Source organism: Flavobacterium sp. LC2016-01 (assembly GCF_009711135.1).
Taxonomy (GTDB): Bacteria; Bacteroidota; Bacteroidia; order Flavobacteriales; family Flavobacteriaceae; genus Flavobacterium.
In genome coordinates, this window is sequence record NZ_WMIC01000002.1 from 301,662 (window position 1) to 317,357 (window position 15,696).

At 33.2% G+C, this 15,696-nt stretch carries 14 protein-coding genes; 5 read left to right on the forward strand and 9 right to left on the reverse strand.

What is annotated here, in order from left to right; translation table 11 throughout:
- Nucleotides 1–123: 123 nt before the first annotated feature.
- Entirely contained in the window at nucleotides 124–2,331 is a 2,208-nt protein-coding gene (locus tag GKZ88_RS05690) for a TonB-dependent receptor (protein ID WP_155101422.1), read from the reverse strand.
- Nucleotides 2,332–2,493: 162 nt separating this feature from the next.
- Nucleotides 2,494–2,847, reverse strand: coding sequence for a hypothetical protein (locus tag GKZ88_RS05695; protein WP_155101423.1), 354 nt, complete (start codon nucleotides 2,845–2,847; stop codon nucleotides 2,494–2,496).
- 224 nt (nucleotides 2,848–3,071) lie between these two features.
- On the opposite strand from GKZ88_RS05695, the gene GKZ88_RS05700 reads away from it, so the two are divergent.
- A complete protein-coding gene (locus tag GKZ88_RS05700; protein WP_155101424.1) occupies nucleotides 3,072–3,776 on the forward strand; it encodes a porin family protein in 705 nt (234 codons plus the stop codon).
- Here the strand turns inward: GKZ88_RS05700 and GKZ88_RS05705 are convergent.
- Entirely contained in the window at nucleotides 3,771–4,376 is a 606-nt protein-coding gene (locus GKZ88_RS05705) for a hypothetical protein (RefSeq protein ID WP_230392467.1), read from the reverse strand. The two genes, GKZ88_RS05700 and GKZ88_RS05705, sit on opposite strands and share 6 nt — an antisense overlap.
- A gap of 220 nt (nucleotides 4,377–4,596) precedes the next feature.
- Between GKZ88_RS05705 and GKZ88_RS05710 the strand changes: the two genes are divergently transcribed.
- The 4 genes from GKZ88_RS05710 to GKZ88_RS05725 all read left to right on the forward strand — a co-directional run bounded on the left by GKZ88_RS05710 (nucleotide 4,597) and on the right by GKZ88_RS05725 (nucleotide 9,346).
- Nucleotides 4,597–7,068 (forward strand): bifunctional UDP-N-acetylmuramoyl-tripeptide:D-alanyl-D-alanine ligase/alanine racemase, encoded by a 2,472-nt coding sequence (locus GKZ88_RS05710; protein ID WP_155101425.1) that lies wholly within the window; start codon nucleotides 4,597–4,599, stop codon nucleotides 7,066–7,068.
- A gap of 68 nt (nucleotides 7,069–7,136) precedes the next feature.
- Nucleotides 7,137–7,511, forward strand: coding sequence for a large conductance mechanosensitive channel protein MscL (mscL, locus tag GKZ88_RS05715; protein WP_155101426.1), 375 nt, complete (start codon nucleotides 7,137–7,139; stop codon nucleotides 7,509–7,511).
- A 148-nt stretch (nucleotides 7,512–7,659) separates the two neighbouring features.
- Nucleotides 7,660–8,214: a hypothetical protein gene (locus tag GKZ88_RS05720; RefSeq protein ID WP_155101427.1), complete on the forward strand. Its 555-nt coding sequence runs from the start codon at nucleotides 7,660–7,662 to the stop codon at nucleotides 8,212–8,214.
- 142 nt (nucleotides 8,215–8,356) lie between these two features.
- A complete protein-coding gene (locus GKZ88_RS05725; RefSeq protein ID WP_155101428.1) occupies nucleotides 8,357–9,346 on the forward strand; it encodes an aspartate-semialdehyde dehydrogenase in 990 nt (329 codons plus the stop codon).
- Between the two features lie 170 nt (nucleotides 9,347–9,516).
- On the opposite strand, the gene GKZ88_RS05730 is transcribed toward GKZ88_RS05725, so the two are convergent.
- The 6 genes from GKZ88_RS05730 to GKZ88_RS05755 form a co-directional block, all read right to left on the reverse strand.
- Nucleotides 9,517–9,834, reverse strand: a complete 318-nt coding sequence (locus GKZ88_RS05730; RefSeq protein WP_047777672.1) for a 2Fe-2S iron-sulfur cluster-binding protein — start codon at nucleotides 9,832–9,834, stop codon at nucleotides 9,517–9,519.
- A 61-nt stretch (nucleotides 9,835–9,895) separates the two neighbouring features.
- Entirely contained in the window at nucleotides 9,896–10,375 is a 480-nt protein-coding gene (locus GKZ88_RS05735; protein WP_155101429.1) for a hypothetical protein, read from the reverse strand.
- Between the two features lie 213 nt (nucleotides 10,376–10,588).
- Nucleotides 10,589–10,828, reverse strand: a complete 240-nt coding sequence (locus tag GKZ88_RS05740) for a NifU family protein (RefSeq protein ID WP_026727037.1) — start codon at nucleotides 10,826–10,828, stop codon at nucleotides 10,589–10,591.
- Between the two features lie 78 nt (nucleotides 10,829–10,906).
- Complete coding sequence (locus GKZ88_RS05745) at nucleotides 10,907–12,040, reverse strand: Mrp/NBP35 family ATP-binding protein (protein WP_155101430.1); 1,134 nt, start codon at nucleotides 12,038–12,040, stop codon at nucleotides 10,907–10,909.
- A gap of 296 nt (nucleotides 12,041–12,336) precedes the next feature.
- Complete coding sequence (locus tag GKZ88_RS05750) at nucleotides 12,337–14,769, reverse strand: ABC transporter permease (protein WP_155101431.1); 2,433 nt, start codon at nucleotides 14,767–14,769, stop codon at nucleotides 12,337–12,339.
- Nucleotides 14,770–14,898: 129 nt separating this feature from the next.
- Complete coding sequence (locus GKZ88_RS05755; RefSeq protein WP_155101432.1) at nucleotides 14,899–15,606, reverse strand: ABC transporter ATP-binding protein; 708 nt, start codon at nucleotides 15,604–15,606, stop codon at nucleotides 14,899–14,901.
- Nucleotides 15,607–15,696: the final 90 nt, after the last annotated feature.

Consider the following 15,696-nt stretch of genomic DNA (forward strand, 5'->3'; position numbering starts at 1 on the left):
TTTTATAACTTTTCTATTTTACCGCAAAGCACGCTAAGATTTAACGCAAAAGTTCGCAAAGTTAAATTAATAACCTTGCGAACTTTGTGCTTTTCCTTAGCGTGCTTTGCGGTTAAATAAAGTCTATAAATTGAAATTAACGCCCAGAACGATATTTCTTCCAATATTAGGAATACCGTCTGTTTTTAATCTTGAAAGATGTGCAATGTATCTTTTATCAAATAAATTGTTTCCGTTTAAGTTAATATCAAAAGCTGTTTTTCCTAACTTCACAGTTCCTCCAAAACCAAGATTCACCAAAGTATAACCTTTAGAAGCTGTTTCAAAACCGCTCACATTATCTTGACTAAAAGTTGAAGAAACATTTAAAGAGGCGAAACCTTCGCTTAGCCAGTTTTTGATATTAAACTCAGTTCTAAGCGTATTATTCCAGTTGTTTGCCGGAATTAAAGGCAAATAATCATCATTGTCTTTTTTACCAGTTACGGTTTCAAAGCTCGTTTCAAAATGCAGCCAGTCCAGCGGATGCGGGTGAATATGCAAGCCAGCTTCACCTCCAAATAATTTGGCATTATCCTGAACATAAGCAAACACATCATTATTCTCTAAAATTTCTCCAGTTGGAGAAGTATAAATATAATTGTTCACATGATTATAGAATCCGTTGACGAAAAATTCAAAATGCGAATTTTTATATTCTAAGTTTAAATCGGTTTGAACGTTTTGTTCTGTTTTTAAATTTGCATTTCCAATTTCGTAACGGTTTGTTCCTTCGTGAACACCGTTTGAAGTTAACTCGGCTAAGTTTGGTGCTCTAAAACCAGTTGCAACATTTAAACGAAGCGTTAATGGCTCTGCTAATTTTGTTTTATATCCTAATGAAGCATTAAAGCTGTCAAAAGATCGGTCTAAAGCTTGGAAATAGCCTTCTTCACCTTCAATTCCGTGTGCTATAGAGCTAATATTTCTATTGTCAAAACGTAATCCAGCTTGAATAACGCTGCTGTCCCATTCATAATTTGCTGTTCCAAAAACACCAAAATCATTTGTTGTAGCATCCGGAATCAAATATTCTTCACCCGAATTTGTATTCGTCTGATGCATTCCCTGAACACCTAAAATGGTTTCAATTTTTCCAAATTTTGGAAAATGATATTTAGCATTGTAATTTAACGTATTAAGTTTCATGTGCAATGAAGCTTCGTTGCTGTCTTCAAATTCGCTTCGATCATTTGAGATATAACCTAAATCAACATCTAATTTTGAATTTTCAAAAAAGACAACATTATTCAAACTCAATAAGTGATTAAAAATGCCTTGTCTAGGAAATTGCGTGTCTTTGCTTGAAGATTGTTCTGCAATTCCATCTTCTGGAATTCCAATATCCAATTTATTGTAATTGTATCTTAAAACACTAGAAAAAGTAGAATTGCTGTAGCCAATTCCGGTTTTAAAATCGGTTTCATTATAACGCGAATTTGTCACGCGGTCACCATCGGCAATTTTATAGTCTGAATGTGTGTTGTAACTTCCTCGGGCTAAAAATTTCCAATTTTCTGTAGAAGTTTTTAATCCAATAGATGAATTGCTTCCCTGTGTATTTGTGAAATACTTTTGGCTGAAATTTGCTTTAAAATCACCTGCATCAGCAAATTTTTCTGGATTAAAATATAAAACTCCTCCCAAAGCATCTGAACCATATAATAATGAAGCTGGTCCTTTTATAACTTCAACACTTTCAATTCCGGCATCATTTAAACCTAAACCGTGCTCGTCTCCAAACTGCTGATTTTCGATACGAACACCTTGAGAATAAACCAAAACTCTATTCCCGCTAAGTCCGCGAATTACAGGTTTCCCGATTGAAGTTCCTGTCGAAATTTGAGAAACTCCGGGAATTGTCGCCAAACCTTCAATTAAAGTTGAAGTCCCTTTTTGCTGTAAAGTTTTGATACTTTCGTGTTCAATTTTCATTACATTCTGCGACTGCAATTTATTAAATGGCGTAGAAACAACTACTTCATCCATTTCCATAATTGATTGTAAAAGTGTAATATTCAGCGTATTTTCTTTTGTTAATTTCGCAATAGTTTGATTTTGATTGGCATATCCAACAAAATTAAAAGCAAGTCGTAAACTTCCGTTTGGAAGATTGTTCATTTCGTATTTCCCGTTTGCGTCTGTTGTTGTTCCTTTATGTAATTCGGGTGCGTATACAGAAACGCCTGGCATTGGCTGATTTTGATTGTCGGTAACAATTCCTGAAACCGAATTTTGAGCAGAAAGTACGCTCGAAAAACCCAAAATTAGGGCTAGTAGTAATTTTTTCATTTGGAAATGATGCTATAGTTAATTGATTTTTTTCTTTTGAATGAAAAAACAAAAACGAACAGTAAAGCATTCTAATCCTGATTTATTGAAATAGGATTAGGAAACTCAATGTAATTTGAATTTAAATTAAAAGAAATGTGATTTTTTTCGAATGATCGAAATTTAAGAAACTATAGCCGATGGCGGACCCCGAAGCAAATAAGCGCTTCCTGAAAATGAACTGATATTCTCTGAAAACGAAAAGAAATAAGGGATTTCTTTATGAAAAGCACGAAACTGAAACGAGAAGATTTCAGCAACAGTATAACTTCCAAAAGCAAAATTACAGACATAACATAAGTCATAATTGTGATGCTGGTGCGTGATTTCACCGCTTGGATCGTTATAATTGTGGTGACACTGTTTTTCTGAAAGCTGTTTTACAATATGCTCAAAACTGTGCAAAGACTGAAACAATATTGTAAACAATATTGTCAGCGTCATTGAAACACTTAATATGAGCTGTTTTCTTTTCATGAAAGACAAAGGTATAAAAGCGGAATGAAAAAATGATTCATTTTTTTGTTCTTATCGCAGATTTATTGAAAAAAGTGCAACAAATGCTTTTATTCTTACAGAAAAAGAGAATAATTGTTTTCAAACAGCCTCTTCAAACTGGCATTATATTATATTTGTAAGTGAAATAAAATTACTGCAAAAAACGTTAAAACTTGAAAACCTCTTTAATACCAAAATTCGATATGCGATTATTTTTTACTTGTTTGTTTTTTGTTTCATTTCTGAATGTTTTTTCGCAAGGAGAAGTGAAGCCTGAAATTAAGCCCGTGATTAAAATCGATTCTTTGTATCGTGAGGATCAGTTTTATTTTTCGCTGGCTTATAATCTTTTGGTAAATACTCCGGAAAGACTAAAACAGGATAAATTTTCTGCCGGACTTTCTGCCGGATTTTTGCGTGATATGCCAATAAATAAAAGCAGAACCGTTGCAATTGCTGCCGGACTAGGATTAAGCTATCAGAACTTTTATCAGAACTTCGCTGTCTCTGAAGATACAAAAGGTGCTCCAATTTATGGTGTAAATGACTACGGCGAATTTGTTTCAAACCGCTACAGGCAATATTCTGTAGATCTTCCAATTGAGTTCAGATGGAGAAATTCTACTTACGAAAGCACAAAATTCTGGAGAATTTATGGAGGAGTAAAAATGAGTTATGTTTTCTCCAGCAAATCTATTTTAGACGATGGTGAAAACACGTATAAAATTGCCAATAATCCAGATATCAATAAATTTCAATACGGAATTTATCTCGCAACGGGCTACAACACCTGGAACATTTTTGCTTACTATGGCTTAAATCCTTTATACAATTCAGTTTCGACAATTTCTGGTGAAAAGGTCAATATGAAGACAATGAATATTGGACTTATTTTTTACATTTTATAGCCACAAATAGATAAAAAGCACTTGTGGCAATGTGCCAATAAGCAATCCAATTAAAATTTCTCTCGAAGTGTGCGCCTGCATTTCCATTCGGGAAGAAGCTACAACGCCCGTCAATAAAATTAAAAGAGCAGGCCAATAGGGATTCTGCATCTGTAAATGAATATTTAATCCGATGACAAAAATGGCAAATCCGCTTATTGCTGCCACATGAAGACTTGGTTTCAATTTAAATAAAGAGCAGACTAAAGCCAAAATTGATGTGAACAATGCACCAAGAAAAAAGAAATGCAGTTCTGGATATCGTGTTATTATGATGCTTCGTTTTACCAATAAAATATATAAAAAACACTGTAAAAGCAAAGGAATTTTTCGCTGTGAAGTTTCCTGAACCATAATAGAATTTACATGTCCGGTTGATTTCAGCAAAAGGAAAAATAAAACTGGAACTAAAATCGTAATAATCAGAATTTGAAATAAAACAAAGTATTTTTCTTGATTAGTAAAAGCGTCTTCTTTGCAAAAAAGATAAAATAAAGTGGCATACATCGCGATAAAAATCGGATGTAAAATATAAGAGAAAAGTGGAAGTATTTTTTTCAAAGCATTGTAATTTGTGGTGTTGAACAAATATAATGAAATAAAGTTTTTAGCCACGAATTACACTAATTTCCGCAAATTTTTATTTTTTTATTTGCTGATAATAATTGGGAGATTATAATCTGTCAGCATATTTACACTCTATTATAAAAATCATTAATTCGTGAAAATTAGTGTAATTCGTGGCAAACCTTTTTTTAAATTTGACAAAAAGAATTTCTCAATGAGCATCAACTTAAAAAACATAATTCCGGTTCTTCACGCTCAAAATAGTACGCCAGAAACGGATATTTTTGTAGATCATATATCAATCGACAGCCGTTCATTGCAAAACGGATCTAAAACGTTGTTTATTGCCTTGTCTGGCGTTAACAATGATGCTCATTTGTATATTCCGGAACTTATTGAAAAAGGCGTTCAAAATTTTGTTGTTCAATATATTCCTGAAAAGGTTGCGGACAAAGCTAATTTTTTAGTGGTCAAAAATACGCTAAATGCTTTACAGCAATTTGCCGCTTATTACCGCAATTTATTTGATTTTCCTGTTATCGGCTTAACCGGAAGCAACGGAAAAACGATTGTAAAAGAATGGCTTAATTTCTTGCTGAGCCCAGATTATAATATTATCAGAAGTCCAAAAAGCTATAACTCTCAAGTTGGCGTACCGCTTTCTGTTATTGCGATAAATGAAAAACACAATTTAGGGATTTTTGAAGCTGGTATTTCTACTGTAAATGAAATGGAAAAGCTTGAAAAAATCATCAAACCAAACATTGGTGTTTTAACAAGCATTGGCTCCGCACATGATGAAGGATTTTTAAATTTAGTACAAAAGATAGATGAAAAACTGCTTTTGTTTAAAGAATGTCCTATTATTATTTATCAAAAAAATGAAATTGTTGATTCCTGTATATCACAATTTACAGCTGAATATATGATGCATCCGAGAAAACTGTTTTCTTGGAGTTTTACAGATAAAAATGCAGATGTTTTTATTCTGAAGAAAGAAACTAAAAACGAAATTACCAATATTCAATACCAATATAAAAACGAAATTTTCGATTTAGAAATTCCATTCAGCGATTCGGCTTCAATAGAAAATGCCATTTCGTGTTTATTGGTTCTGCTTTATTTTAAATACGATTCAAAAACGATTCAAAATCGTGTGCAAATGTTGTATCCAGTGCAAATGCGCTTGGAAGTCAAAAACGGAATTAATAACTGCAGTATAATCGACGACAGTTACAGTTCCGATTTTCAGTCGCTTAAAATTGCTTTGGATTTCTTAGAAAGCCAGCAAAAAAAGAACGCCACAAAAACGGTTATTCTGTCGGACATTTTTCAAAGCGGTTTTTCAAATGAAGAATTGTATTCTAAAGTCTCCCAGCTTATTTCGGATAATAAAATCAATCGTGTAATTGGCATTGGACCAACGATTTCTTCTTTTGCAGCTAAGTTTTCAAACTGCATTGCATTTCAGGATACGGCTTCATTTATTGCCGCTTTTGAAACGCTGAATTTTAGTAATGAAACCATTTTGATTAAAGGCGCAAGATCTTTTCAATTTGAAGAAATTGTTTCGCTGCTTGAAGAAAAAACACATGAAACGGTTCTTGAAATAAACCTGGATTCTATAAGTCATAACTTAAATTACTATAAATCGAAACTTGCCGATGATGTCAAAATTATGGTAATGGTGAAAGCTTTTGGTTACGGAAATGGAGGCCTGGAAATTGTCAAACTGCTGGAACATCACAAAACAGATTATTTAGGTGTGGCTTTCGCCGATGAAGGAATTTCACTGAAAAACGGCGGAATAAAATTGCCTATTATGGTTCTAAACCCAGAATCAACAAGTTTTCCGTCGATTATTCAATACAAATTAGAACCTGAAATTTATAGTTTAAAAGGTTTGAATGCCTTTTTGAAAATTGCCAAAGAAAAGAATTTAAAAGATTTTCCAATTCATATTAAAGTGGATACCGGAATGCATCGTTTAGGTTTTGAAGAAAATACAATTGATGAATTAATTGAAACTTTAAAAAATAATTCAAGCGTTCGGGTTCAAAGTATTTTGTCACATTTGGCAACAAGCGATGATCCGAAACATTTTGATTTTGTTGAAAAACAGATCCATTTATTCGAGAAATTGTCTTCAAAATTAATGTCGGAATTAAACATAAATCCAATTCGTCATATTTTAAATACTTCGGGAATCAGCAATTTTCCAAATGCACAATACAATATGGTTCGTTTGGGAATTGGTTTATATGGCGTTTCTAATGATCCATCAGAACAAAAATATTTAGAGAATGTTGGAACTTTAAAATCGATTATTTCTCAGATTCGCTCCATTCCAAATGGCGACAGCGTAGGTTACGGACGTCGTTTTATGGCTGAAAAAGAAACAAAAATTGCCACAATACCAATAGGTTATGCTGACGGAATTTCGAGATTATGGGGAAATGAAGTTGGTTTTGTCACAATCAAAAATCAAAAAGCCAAAATCCTAGGAAGCGTCTGTATGGATATGCTGATGGTTGATGTAAGTCATATTGACTGTAAAGAAGGTGATTCGGTAATTATTTTTGGCGAAAGCCCAACCGTTATCGAAATGGCCGAAGCTTTAAAAACAATTCCGTATGAGATTATGACCAGCATTTCGCAGCGCGTAAAACGGGTATTTTTTAGATAATTTTAAGAACTTTAAAGAAAATTGCGTATTTTCGGTATTCACTTATTATAAATGTAAACAGATACGATATGGGATTTTTTTCAGAATTTAAGGCATTTGCAATAAAAGGCAACGTGGTTGATCTTGCTGTTGCAGTAATTATTGGAGCAGCTTTTGGTAAAATTGTAAGTTCATTTATTGAAGATGTAATTACGCCACTAGTATTAAAACCGGCTTTAGAAGCTGCGCATTTAGAAAAAATTCAAGATCTTACCGCTTTTGGAGGTGTAAAATACGGTCTTTTTATGTCAGCAGTAATTAACTTTGTTATTGTCGCTTTTGTTTTATTCTTAGTTATTAAAGGAGTAAACAAACTTAAAAAAGAAGAAGCTCCTGCTCCGCCAGCCGGACTAACTCAGGAAGAATTACTTACTCAAATTAGAGATTTATTAAAAAATAAATAAAAATATAATACCGCTACACTAAGTCTAACTTAACCGTCTTCTTAATTGGGGCGGTTTTTTTTAATCTAATACTAAAGATTGTAAGAATATGAAAATACAGGTTTTAAATGACCGAGTTCAGAAGCTTTTTAGGAGCGGTTCATATTCTATGGATATAACTAAACAAATTGAAGCAGAGCTTAAACCGTTAAAGAAAGAAAAGGCAGTTGCTATTTCAGATCTGTTGTTGTTTAATTTGAACAATAAAGATTTAAAAGGAGTGAACGCTATACTGGGCTTTTTGATGGCTGTTTATGATTTTGAAGGAGAAGAAGAGCAGATAATAAGTCTTGCCCTGATTAAAATATTGGCAAAACTTACGCCATTGTATCGTAAATCAGGTAATCTGGAGATAGAAATTTTGTATTATTTGATTTTTGATATTATTTTTCAGAATACGGGGCTTATAGAAGAATTAGATCTGAAATCAAAAGAGGCTCTGATTTGTGAAATTATTGAAATCTCAAAATTGAAATACTCAGAAGACAAAACCAAGGATAGTGATTTACTAATGGCACTTCAAAAAATTATAGATATCGGATTTTATTTTGGAGATCAGAAAGGAAAAGAAATGTTGGAAAGTGGCTTTTTGAATCATTTCGATGAATTTATTGCAGGTTGTGCAAAAGATGAATTGGAGACAAATTGGCCTGATAGTATTTAAAATTATTTGTGGCTCAGATAATTTTACATATTGTTTAATTTATAACATTTTGTTATTTTTTGTGAAGCATATTGTTTTCGTTTTTATTATAACTATTTTTGCAGAGTAAAATTAGATTAATAGCTATTTAAAAATATAAATAATGAGAATTGCAGTTGTAGGTGCTACCGGAATGGTTGGCGAAGTAATGCTTAAAGTTTTAGCGGAAAGAAATTTTCCAGTTACAGAATTAATTCCTGTTGCGTCTGAAAGATCAGTAGGAAAAGAAATTGAATATAAAGGAACAAAATATAAAGTTGTTGGAATGCAGACTGCAGTTGATATGAAAGCTGATATCGCAGTTTTCTCTGCTGGAGGAGATACATCTTTAGAATGGGCTCCAAAATTTGCTGCTGCTGGAACAACAGTTATTGACAACTCATCTGCATGGAGAATGGATCCGACTAAAAAATTAGTGGTTCCAGAAATCAATGCTTCATCATTAACTAAAGAAGATAAAATTATTGCAAACCCAAACTGTTCTACAATTCAAATGGTTTTGGCTTTGGCGCCTTTGCATAGAAAATACAACATTGAAAGAATTATTGTTTCAACTTACCAATCAATCACTGGAACTGGCGTAAAAGCGGTTAAACAGTTAGAGAATGAGTACGCAGGAATTCAAGGTGATATGGCTTACAAATATCCAATTCACAGAAATGCAATCCCACATTGCGACAGTTTTGAAGATAACGGATACACTAAAGAAGAAATGAAATTAGTTCGTGAAACTCAAAAAATTCTTGGTGACAACACGATCAGAGTTACCGCTACTGCAGTTCGTGTACCGGTTGTTGGCGGGCACAGTGAAGCAGTAAATGTGGAATTTACAAATGATTTTGAAGTAAATGAAGTTCGCGAAATTTTGCACCATACAGATGGTGTTGTAGTGCAGGATAATTTAGATACATTCACATACCCAATGCCATTATACGCAGAAGGTAAAAATGATGTTTTTGTTGGAAGAATTCGTCGTGACGAAAGCCAGCCAAACACATTAAATATGTGGATTGTTGCTGATAACTTAAGAAAAGGTGCAGCAACAAATACAATTCAGATTGCAGAGTATTTAATCCAAGCTGGATTAGTATAATCTGAGAGATTAAATTAAATTGTTATAAAGAAAAAGCCGTAATCACAGCAATGTAATTACGGCTTTTTTGATTTGTCTACTTACAGAAAACCCGACAGGTTTTTGAAACCTGTCGGGTTTAATTCGTAAAACAAAAAAGGCGGGAATCAAAATTCTCGCCTTTTTTAATATTAATATTCTGGAGCCAGTTCTAGTTCCAGACCTTCTAAATCTGTAGTGATTGGTATCTGACATCCTAAACGGCTGTTAGATTTAACATAAAATGCCTCCGACAACATGGCTTCTTCTTCGTCTCCCATTTCTGGCAATGCCACATCATTTAAAACATAACACTGGCAAGAAGCACACATGGCCATTCCTCCGCAGGTCCCTTCAACAGGAAGTTCGTATGCTTTGCATAACTCCATTATGTTCATTGCCATATCAGTTGGAGCTTGTAATTCGTGTATAACTCCTTCTCGATCTTTAATCTTAATTAATACATCCATTTTTATTATTTGGAATTTTAAGGGTCAGGATTTTATAACGTGAAAAAATCCTATGTTCAATTTAACTTGGTTTTAGGCTAAATGCGTATTCTTTTTGTGAATTTTCTTTAAGATGCATTTTTACACCCAACATATTACCACTTTTTTCGAGCAATGTTACAACAGCAATTACAGAATAATAATCTCTGTCGCCTTGAAAGATTAATGTTCCTTCGTATGTTGAATTTACAACTCCTTGTTTATCTGTGGTTACAGAAAGCTTTCTTGGGTGAGAAAATTCAGCTGTACTGTAAGTTGCTTTATTTGCAAACTTTGCTTTTCCTTCGGCAAAATCATATAAAAAATCATAATTGCCAATTTTTAAACTTCCCTCTTCACTGCTTGCAATTGTGTTAAATACAATTTGCCCTGAAAATTTAAAATCTGACCATTCTTCTGATTCACTTACCCAAGCCTTGTCCACAATCAGAGTTTGTGCTTCTTGTGCATAATTTACAGATACAAAAAACAACAATAAAAATAAAGTGTAATAGTGTTTCATAAATTTAAGAATTAGGGTTATTTTACAAATTTAAGTTAAATAAGTAATAATACCACAACTAAACCTCTTAAATCTTCATGTTGTTTTTTGTTAATTCCGCAATATTTAATTCTCTTTCTATTGTTTTTCTTATAAAATACAAGGAAAAACCTCAAAAGAAATACTATTCTTGTTAATAATACAAAGCCGCAAACGCTGAGGAAAAACGATTCACTACATGATATTTACCACAGTTTCAATTTGTGGTGCATACTTTTTTATAGTAGTTTCTACCCCTGCTTTTAGAGTCATTTGATTTACGCTGCAGCTAATGCATGCTCCTTCAAGACGAACTTTTACATGCTTATCTTCATCTATAGAAATTAGCGTAATATCGCCGCCGTCAGATTTTAAAAATGGCCTTATTTCGTCTAAAGCTAATAAAACGTTATTTGTTAATTCTTCTGTTGTCATAATATTAATGTGTCAATTAGAAAATGTGCCAATTAGAAAATTTTAAAAATTATCTAATTATCTCATTATCTCAATTATCTAATTTTTCTTTACTGCAGAACATCCTGCCATTGTTGTAATTTTAATGGCTTCTGTTGCTGGTAAATTTTCGTTTCTGTTTACTGTTTCCTGTACAACATTTCTAGTGATTTCTTCAAAAACAGTTTCAATTACTGAAGCTGTCTGCAAAGCTGCCGGACGACCGTAATCTCCTGCTTCACGAATAGACTGTACAATTGGAACTTCACCTAAAAATGGCACATCTAAATCTGCAGCAAGGTTTTTTGCACCTTCCTGTCCAAAGATATAATATTTGTTTTCTGGTAATTCTTCTGGTGTAAAGTAGGCCATATTTTCAATAATTCCTAATACTGGAACATTGATATTGTCCTGCATGAACATTGCAACTCCTTTTTTAGCATCGGCAAGAGCAACGGCCTGAGGCGTACTTACTACTACTGCTCCTGTTATTGGCAGTGACTGCATGATAGAAAGGTGAATATCTCCAGTTCCTGGAGGCAAATCTAGAAGCATAAAATCTAGTTCTCCCCAATCTGCATCAAAAATCATTTGGTTTAATGCTTTTGCTGCCATTGGGCCTCTCCAGATTACAGCCTGGCTAGGCGCTGTAAAGAAACCGATAGAAAGTATTTTAATATCATAACTTTCAATTGGTTTCATTTTTGATTTTCCGTCAACGGTAATCGAAATTGGTTTTTCGTTTTCAACATCAAACATAATTGGCATTGAAGGACCATAGATATCAGCATCTAAAATTCCAACCGAAAAGCCCATTTTTGCAAGTGTTACGGCAAGATTTGCGGTAACAGTAGATTTGCCGACTCCCCCTTTTCCAGAAGCAACGGCAATAATATTTTTGATGCCAGGAATTGCTTTCCCTTTTATTTCATTAGGATTTTCCTTGGCTTCAACTTTAATGTTTACTTTAACTTTAGCTTCAGGAGATATCAACTCGTGGATTGTTTTTTTGATATCATCTTCTGCTCTTTTTTTGATGTGCATTGCGGGTGTATGAAGTACTAAATCGACTACAACTTCATCGCCAAATGTAATAACATTAGCAACTGCACCGCTTTCAACCATATTTTTTCCTTCTCCAGCTATAGTGATAGTTTCTAAAGCTTTAAGAATTTCTTTTCTGTCTAATTTCATTTTTAATGTAGGTGTTTTCTAATGATGAGACTTGTTTAAGCACTATGTTTATTTAAACTTGTTTCAGACTGCAAAGATAACAGATTAAGTTTGGATTCTTACTTTTTTTGAATCGTATTTATTGATATCGAAATTATTCAAAATGATACAGTTGTATTTTTTCGAAGCAATTTTAAAAAGTAAAGCAGACAAAAATAAATTTTAAATGAAAAAGATAAAAATTTAAGCAGAAAAAAGACAAAAAGAAACCCGCCAAGATTCTGATTTGGCGGGTTTCTAAAAAAATGGTCTACAAGTTATTCGTATTTTAAATATTTCAAAACATCTATTTTAGTTACTTGATATGCTTTTGTCAGCACAATCAGCAACGTAAGGACTAATAATGAAACTAATGCGATTGAAAATGGCAAAGTCGAAATATTTATTCTGAAAGCGTAATCCTCAAGCCATTTTTGTAATAAAATATAAGCCGGAACGATTCCGATTCCAAATCCAAGCAAACAGAACAAGACATATTGTTTTGATAATTCTTTCAACAAGATATCAGTCTCTGCACCCAGCGTTTTTCTAATTGCAATTTCTTTCAGTCTTCTCTCCATCGAAAATGATGCCAAAGCGAACAATCCGAACACAGCAATTACAATTACAACTAAATTTAAAATAAAAAACAGGTCTTTTTGCTTTATTTGTTCTTGGTAAGTTTTAGCAAATCCTTTATTAACAAACTCATATTCAAAAGGATAATCAGGATTTACATTTTTAGCCCAATAGGTTTTTAATTTTTCTAATGTTTCAGTTAAATTATTTGGCGAAACTTTTACAAAGATATTGTTGAAATTATTCCATTTTAAGGTTTTGATGTTTATAAAAACCATTGGAGGAACTTTATTTTGCAGGCCAGTAATATGAAAATCTTTTACAACTCCGACAATTTTAAATTTCAAATTATCACCGTCTCCTACGCTCCAGCCTGAGGTTATAATGGTGTTTATTGGATTTTTTAAATTCAAAGTTTTTGCCAATGTTTCATTAATCAGCATGCTGCTTACAGTGTCTGAAGCAAATTTAGGAGACAAATCGCGTCCTTCAGCAATTTTGATTTTCATCATTTCAAGAAAACCAAAATCAATTTCTGCATTTCGAGGCTGCACAAAAATACCATTATGAGTAAATCCAGAACTTGAATTTGTACTTCCGCCAAAACTTCCTGCAAAAGTAGAAACATCTAGAACTCCTGATATTTTTTGGATCTGTTGTTTATCAACACCATACTGCTGTACTCTTTTTTGTCTGTCTGGTTTGTTGTACGGAATCGAAATTACCTGATCTCCACTAAAACCAAGGTCTTTGTTCATCATATAATTTACCTGTGAATTGACAATCAAGGCGCCAATGATAAAGAAAGCGGCAATTCCGAATTGAAAAATAAGCATCGAATTCCGAATCCAAATACCGCTTTTGCTTCTTGAAAAATTGCCTTTCAGTACTTTTAAAGTTTCAAAATTTGAGATGTAAATGGCAGGGAAAATACCCGCAAGTATGATTACTAATCCAAAAATCATAATAAGCTGCAGGTAAAATTCGCTCCCGTTCATGGTTAAAGTTTTTCTCAAAAATGTATTATAATACGGCAATGAAAGCTCAACGATTGCAAGTGCAAACACAATGGCAAGTACAACAATTATTGCAGTTTCAAATATAAATTGAGTGATAATCTGGTTTTTGGTAGCACCCACAATTTTGCGGACACCAACTTCTTTTGCGCGTTTGATTGCCGATGCAGTAGCTAAATTGATGTAGTTTACCAATGATAAAACCAAAATCAAAATAGACAAACCGGCCATAATATAAAGCAGTTTTAAATTTCCAACACCTTCAGGAAAATTTTGCCCTGCCGAACTTTTCGTTCCATGTAAACGAGACATTTGCAATTGGTCTAAAATAACCGTGATTTCGCCATTTTCTTTTACATATTGTTCAACTGTCTGGCCGTTTTCTTTTGCATCTTTCACGGTTCTGTTTACAAAATTCACGTTTTGCATTTTCTTTAAAACAGCCACAGGATCAGCTCCATTTTTAATTTTAACAAGCAAACCGTAATTAAAATTTCCCCAGCTGTTTACGTCGGGTTCACGTTTTACACCGCTAAAAACATAATTTGGTTCAATTGATGAAGGTTTGGTAATACGATAAACAGATTTTACGGTGTAAGCTTTTGTGTTGAATATAATCGATTTGCCAATTGGATCTTCGTCTTTAAAAAGAAGCTTTGCCTGTTCGTCAGAAATTGCAACACTATTTTTCTCTTTTAGAATATTGGTTTTTGCTCCATTCAGAATTTCGAAAGGAAAAAAATTAAAGAAATTTTCATCGCTTGCCATGATCTTTTTCGCCATCAGTTTTTGATCTTGGTATTTGATGATATCCTCGTCATACCAAGTGTTGAAAAAGCATATCTGTTCAATCTCAGGAATTGTCGCTTTGCAGGTTTCTCCAAACGGAATCGAGTTTGATGCCCAAGTATCACCTGTTGCCCCAATCTTGTTTAAGACCATATAAGCATTTTCTTTGTTAGGGTTCCATTGATCATACGAATGTTCATTGTTCCAATATAGTATTGCAAAGATTACGCTGGCAATCCCAATGCTTAATCCTAATACATTTAAAGCCGAAAACAGTTTGTTTTGCTTTAAATGATAAATAAATATTTTAAACCAGTTAGAAATCATGGTATTTGTGTTTTGTAGTTATTTGGGGTCTTTAAAACCCAATCCGTTTTTTAAATAATAGCCCATATTTTGCAGACGAATTCTACCAGAATTACAATTGCTGCTACGATAAATTTTACCATCTTTTTATTATTTAGCGTCCATAAAAACATCTACATTTCTCTGATTTAATTTTTCAGAGAATATCACACCGTCTTTCATATGAATGGTTCTTTGCGAGAACGAAGCATCATAATCAGAGTGGGTTACCATCAAAATCGTTGCGCCTTTTGCATGCAAATCGGTTAAAAGTTCCATTACTTCGTTACCGTTTTTACTGTCTAAGTTTCCTGTCGGCTCATCGGCAAGAATGATTTTTGGATCATTTACCAAAGCTCTTGCAACGGCAACTCTTTGCTGCTGTCCTCCAGAAAGCTGCTGTGGAAAATGTTTCAATCGGTGCGAAATATTTAATTTCTCGGCAATAGCTTCAATTTTTTGTTTTCTGTCCGATGCTTTTACATTATTGTAAAGCAAAGGCAATTCGATATTGTCATAAACAGAAAGTTCATCGATTAGGTTGAAATTCTGAAAAATGAATCCGATATTTTCCTTGCGAACCTGCGCTCGTCCTTTTTCTTTTAGACCAATCATTTCTTGATCTAATAATTTATAACTTCCATCATTGGCACTGTCTAAAAGCCCGATGATATTTAATAAAGTCGATTTCCCACAACCTGAAGGTCCCATGATAGTTAAAAAATCACCTTTTTTAATTTCTAAAGAAATACCGCTCAATGCTGATGTTTCTACTTCTTCTGTTCTAAAAACTTTGGTTAAATTTTGAATTGTTATCATTTTTGTAAAGGTGTTAAATGTTGTTGATTACGTTTTTTGATTGATGATTGAAACTTTTATAATTGTGAATTATTAATTGTAAATTGTGAA

Bases quoted from the DNA above. Each gene is read 5' to 3' on its own strand.
- GKZ88_RS05690 (WP_155101422.1), bottom strand. From the start codon at position 2,331: ATGAAAAAATTACTACTAGCCCTAATTTTGGGTTTTTCGAGCGTACTT.
- GKZ88_RS05695 (WP_155101423.1), bottom strand. From the start codon at position 2,847: ATGAAAAGAAAACAGCTCATATTAAGTGTTTCAATGACGCTGACAATA.
- GKZ88_RS05700 (WP_155101424.1), top strand. From the start codon at position 3,072: ATGCGATTATTTTTTACTTGTTTGTTTTTTGTTTCATTTCTGAATGTT.
- GKZ88_RS05710 (WP_155101425.1), top strand. From the start codon at position 4,597: ATGAGCATCAACTTAAAAAACATAATTCCGGTTCTTCACGCTCAAAAT.
- mscL (WP_155101426.1), top strand. From the start codon at position 7,137: ATGGGATTTTTTTCAGAATTTAAGGCATTTGCAATAAAAGGCAACGTG.
- GKZ88_RS05720 (WP_155101427.1), top strand. From the start codon at position 7,660: ATGGATATAACTAAACAAATTGAAGCAGAGCTTAAACCGTTAAAGAAA.
- GKZ88_RS05725 (WP_155101428.1), top strand. From the start codon at position 8,357: ATGAGAATTGCAGTTGTAGGTGCTACCGGAATGGTTGGCGAAGTAATG.
- GKZ88_RS05730 (WP_047777672.1), bottom strand. From the start codon at position 9,834: ATGGATGTATTAATTAAGATTAAAGATCGAGAAGGAGTTATACACGAA.
- GKZ88_RS05735 (WP_155101429.1), bottom strand. From the start codon at position 10,375: ATGAAACACTATTACACTTTATTTTTATTGTTGTTTTTTGTATCTGTA.
- GKZ88_RS05740 (WP_026727037.1), bottom strand. From the start codon at position 10,828: ATGACAACAGAAGAATTAACAAATAACGTTTTATTAGCTTTAGACGAA.
- GKZ88_RS05745 (WP_155101430.1), bottom strand. From the start codon at position 12,040: ATGAAATTAGACAGAAAAGAAATTCTTAAAGCTTTAGAAACTATCACT.
- GKZ88_RS05750 (WP_155101431.1), bottom strand. From the start codon at position 14,769: ATGATTTCTAACTGGTTTAAAATATTTATTTATCATTTAAAGCAAAAC.
- GKZ88_RS05755 (WP_155101432.1), bottom strand. From the start codon at position 15,606: ATGATAACAATTCAAAATTTAACCAAAGTTTTTAGAACAGAAGAAGTA.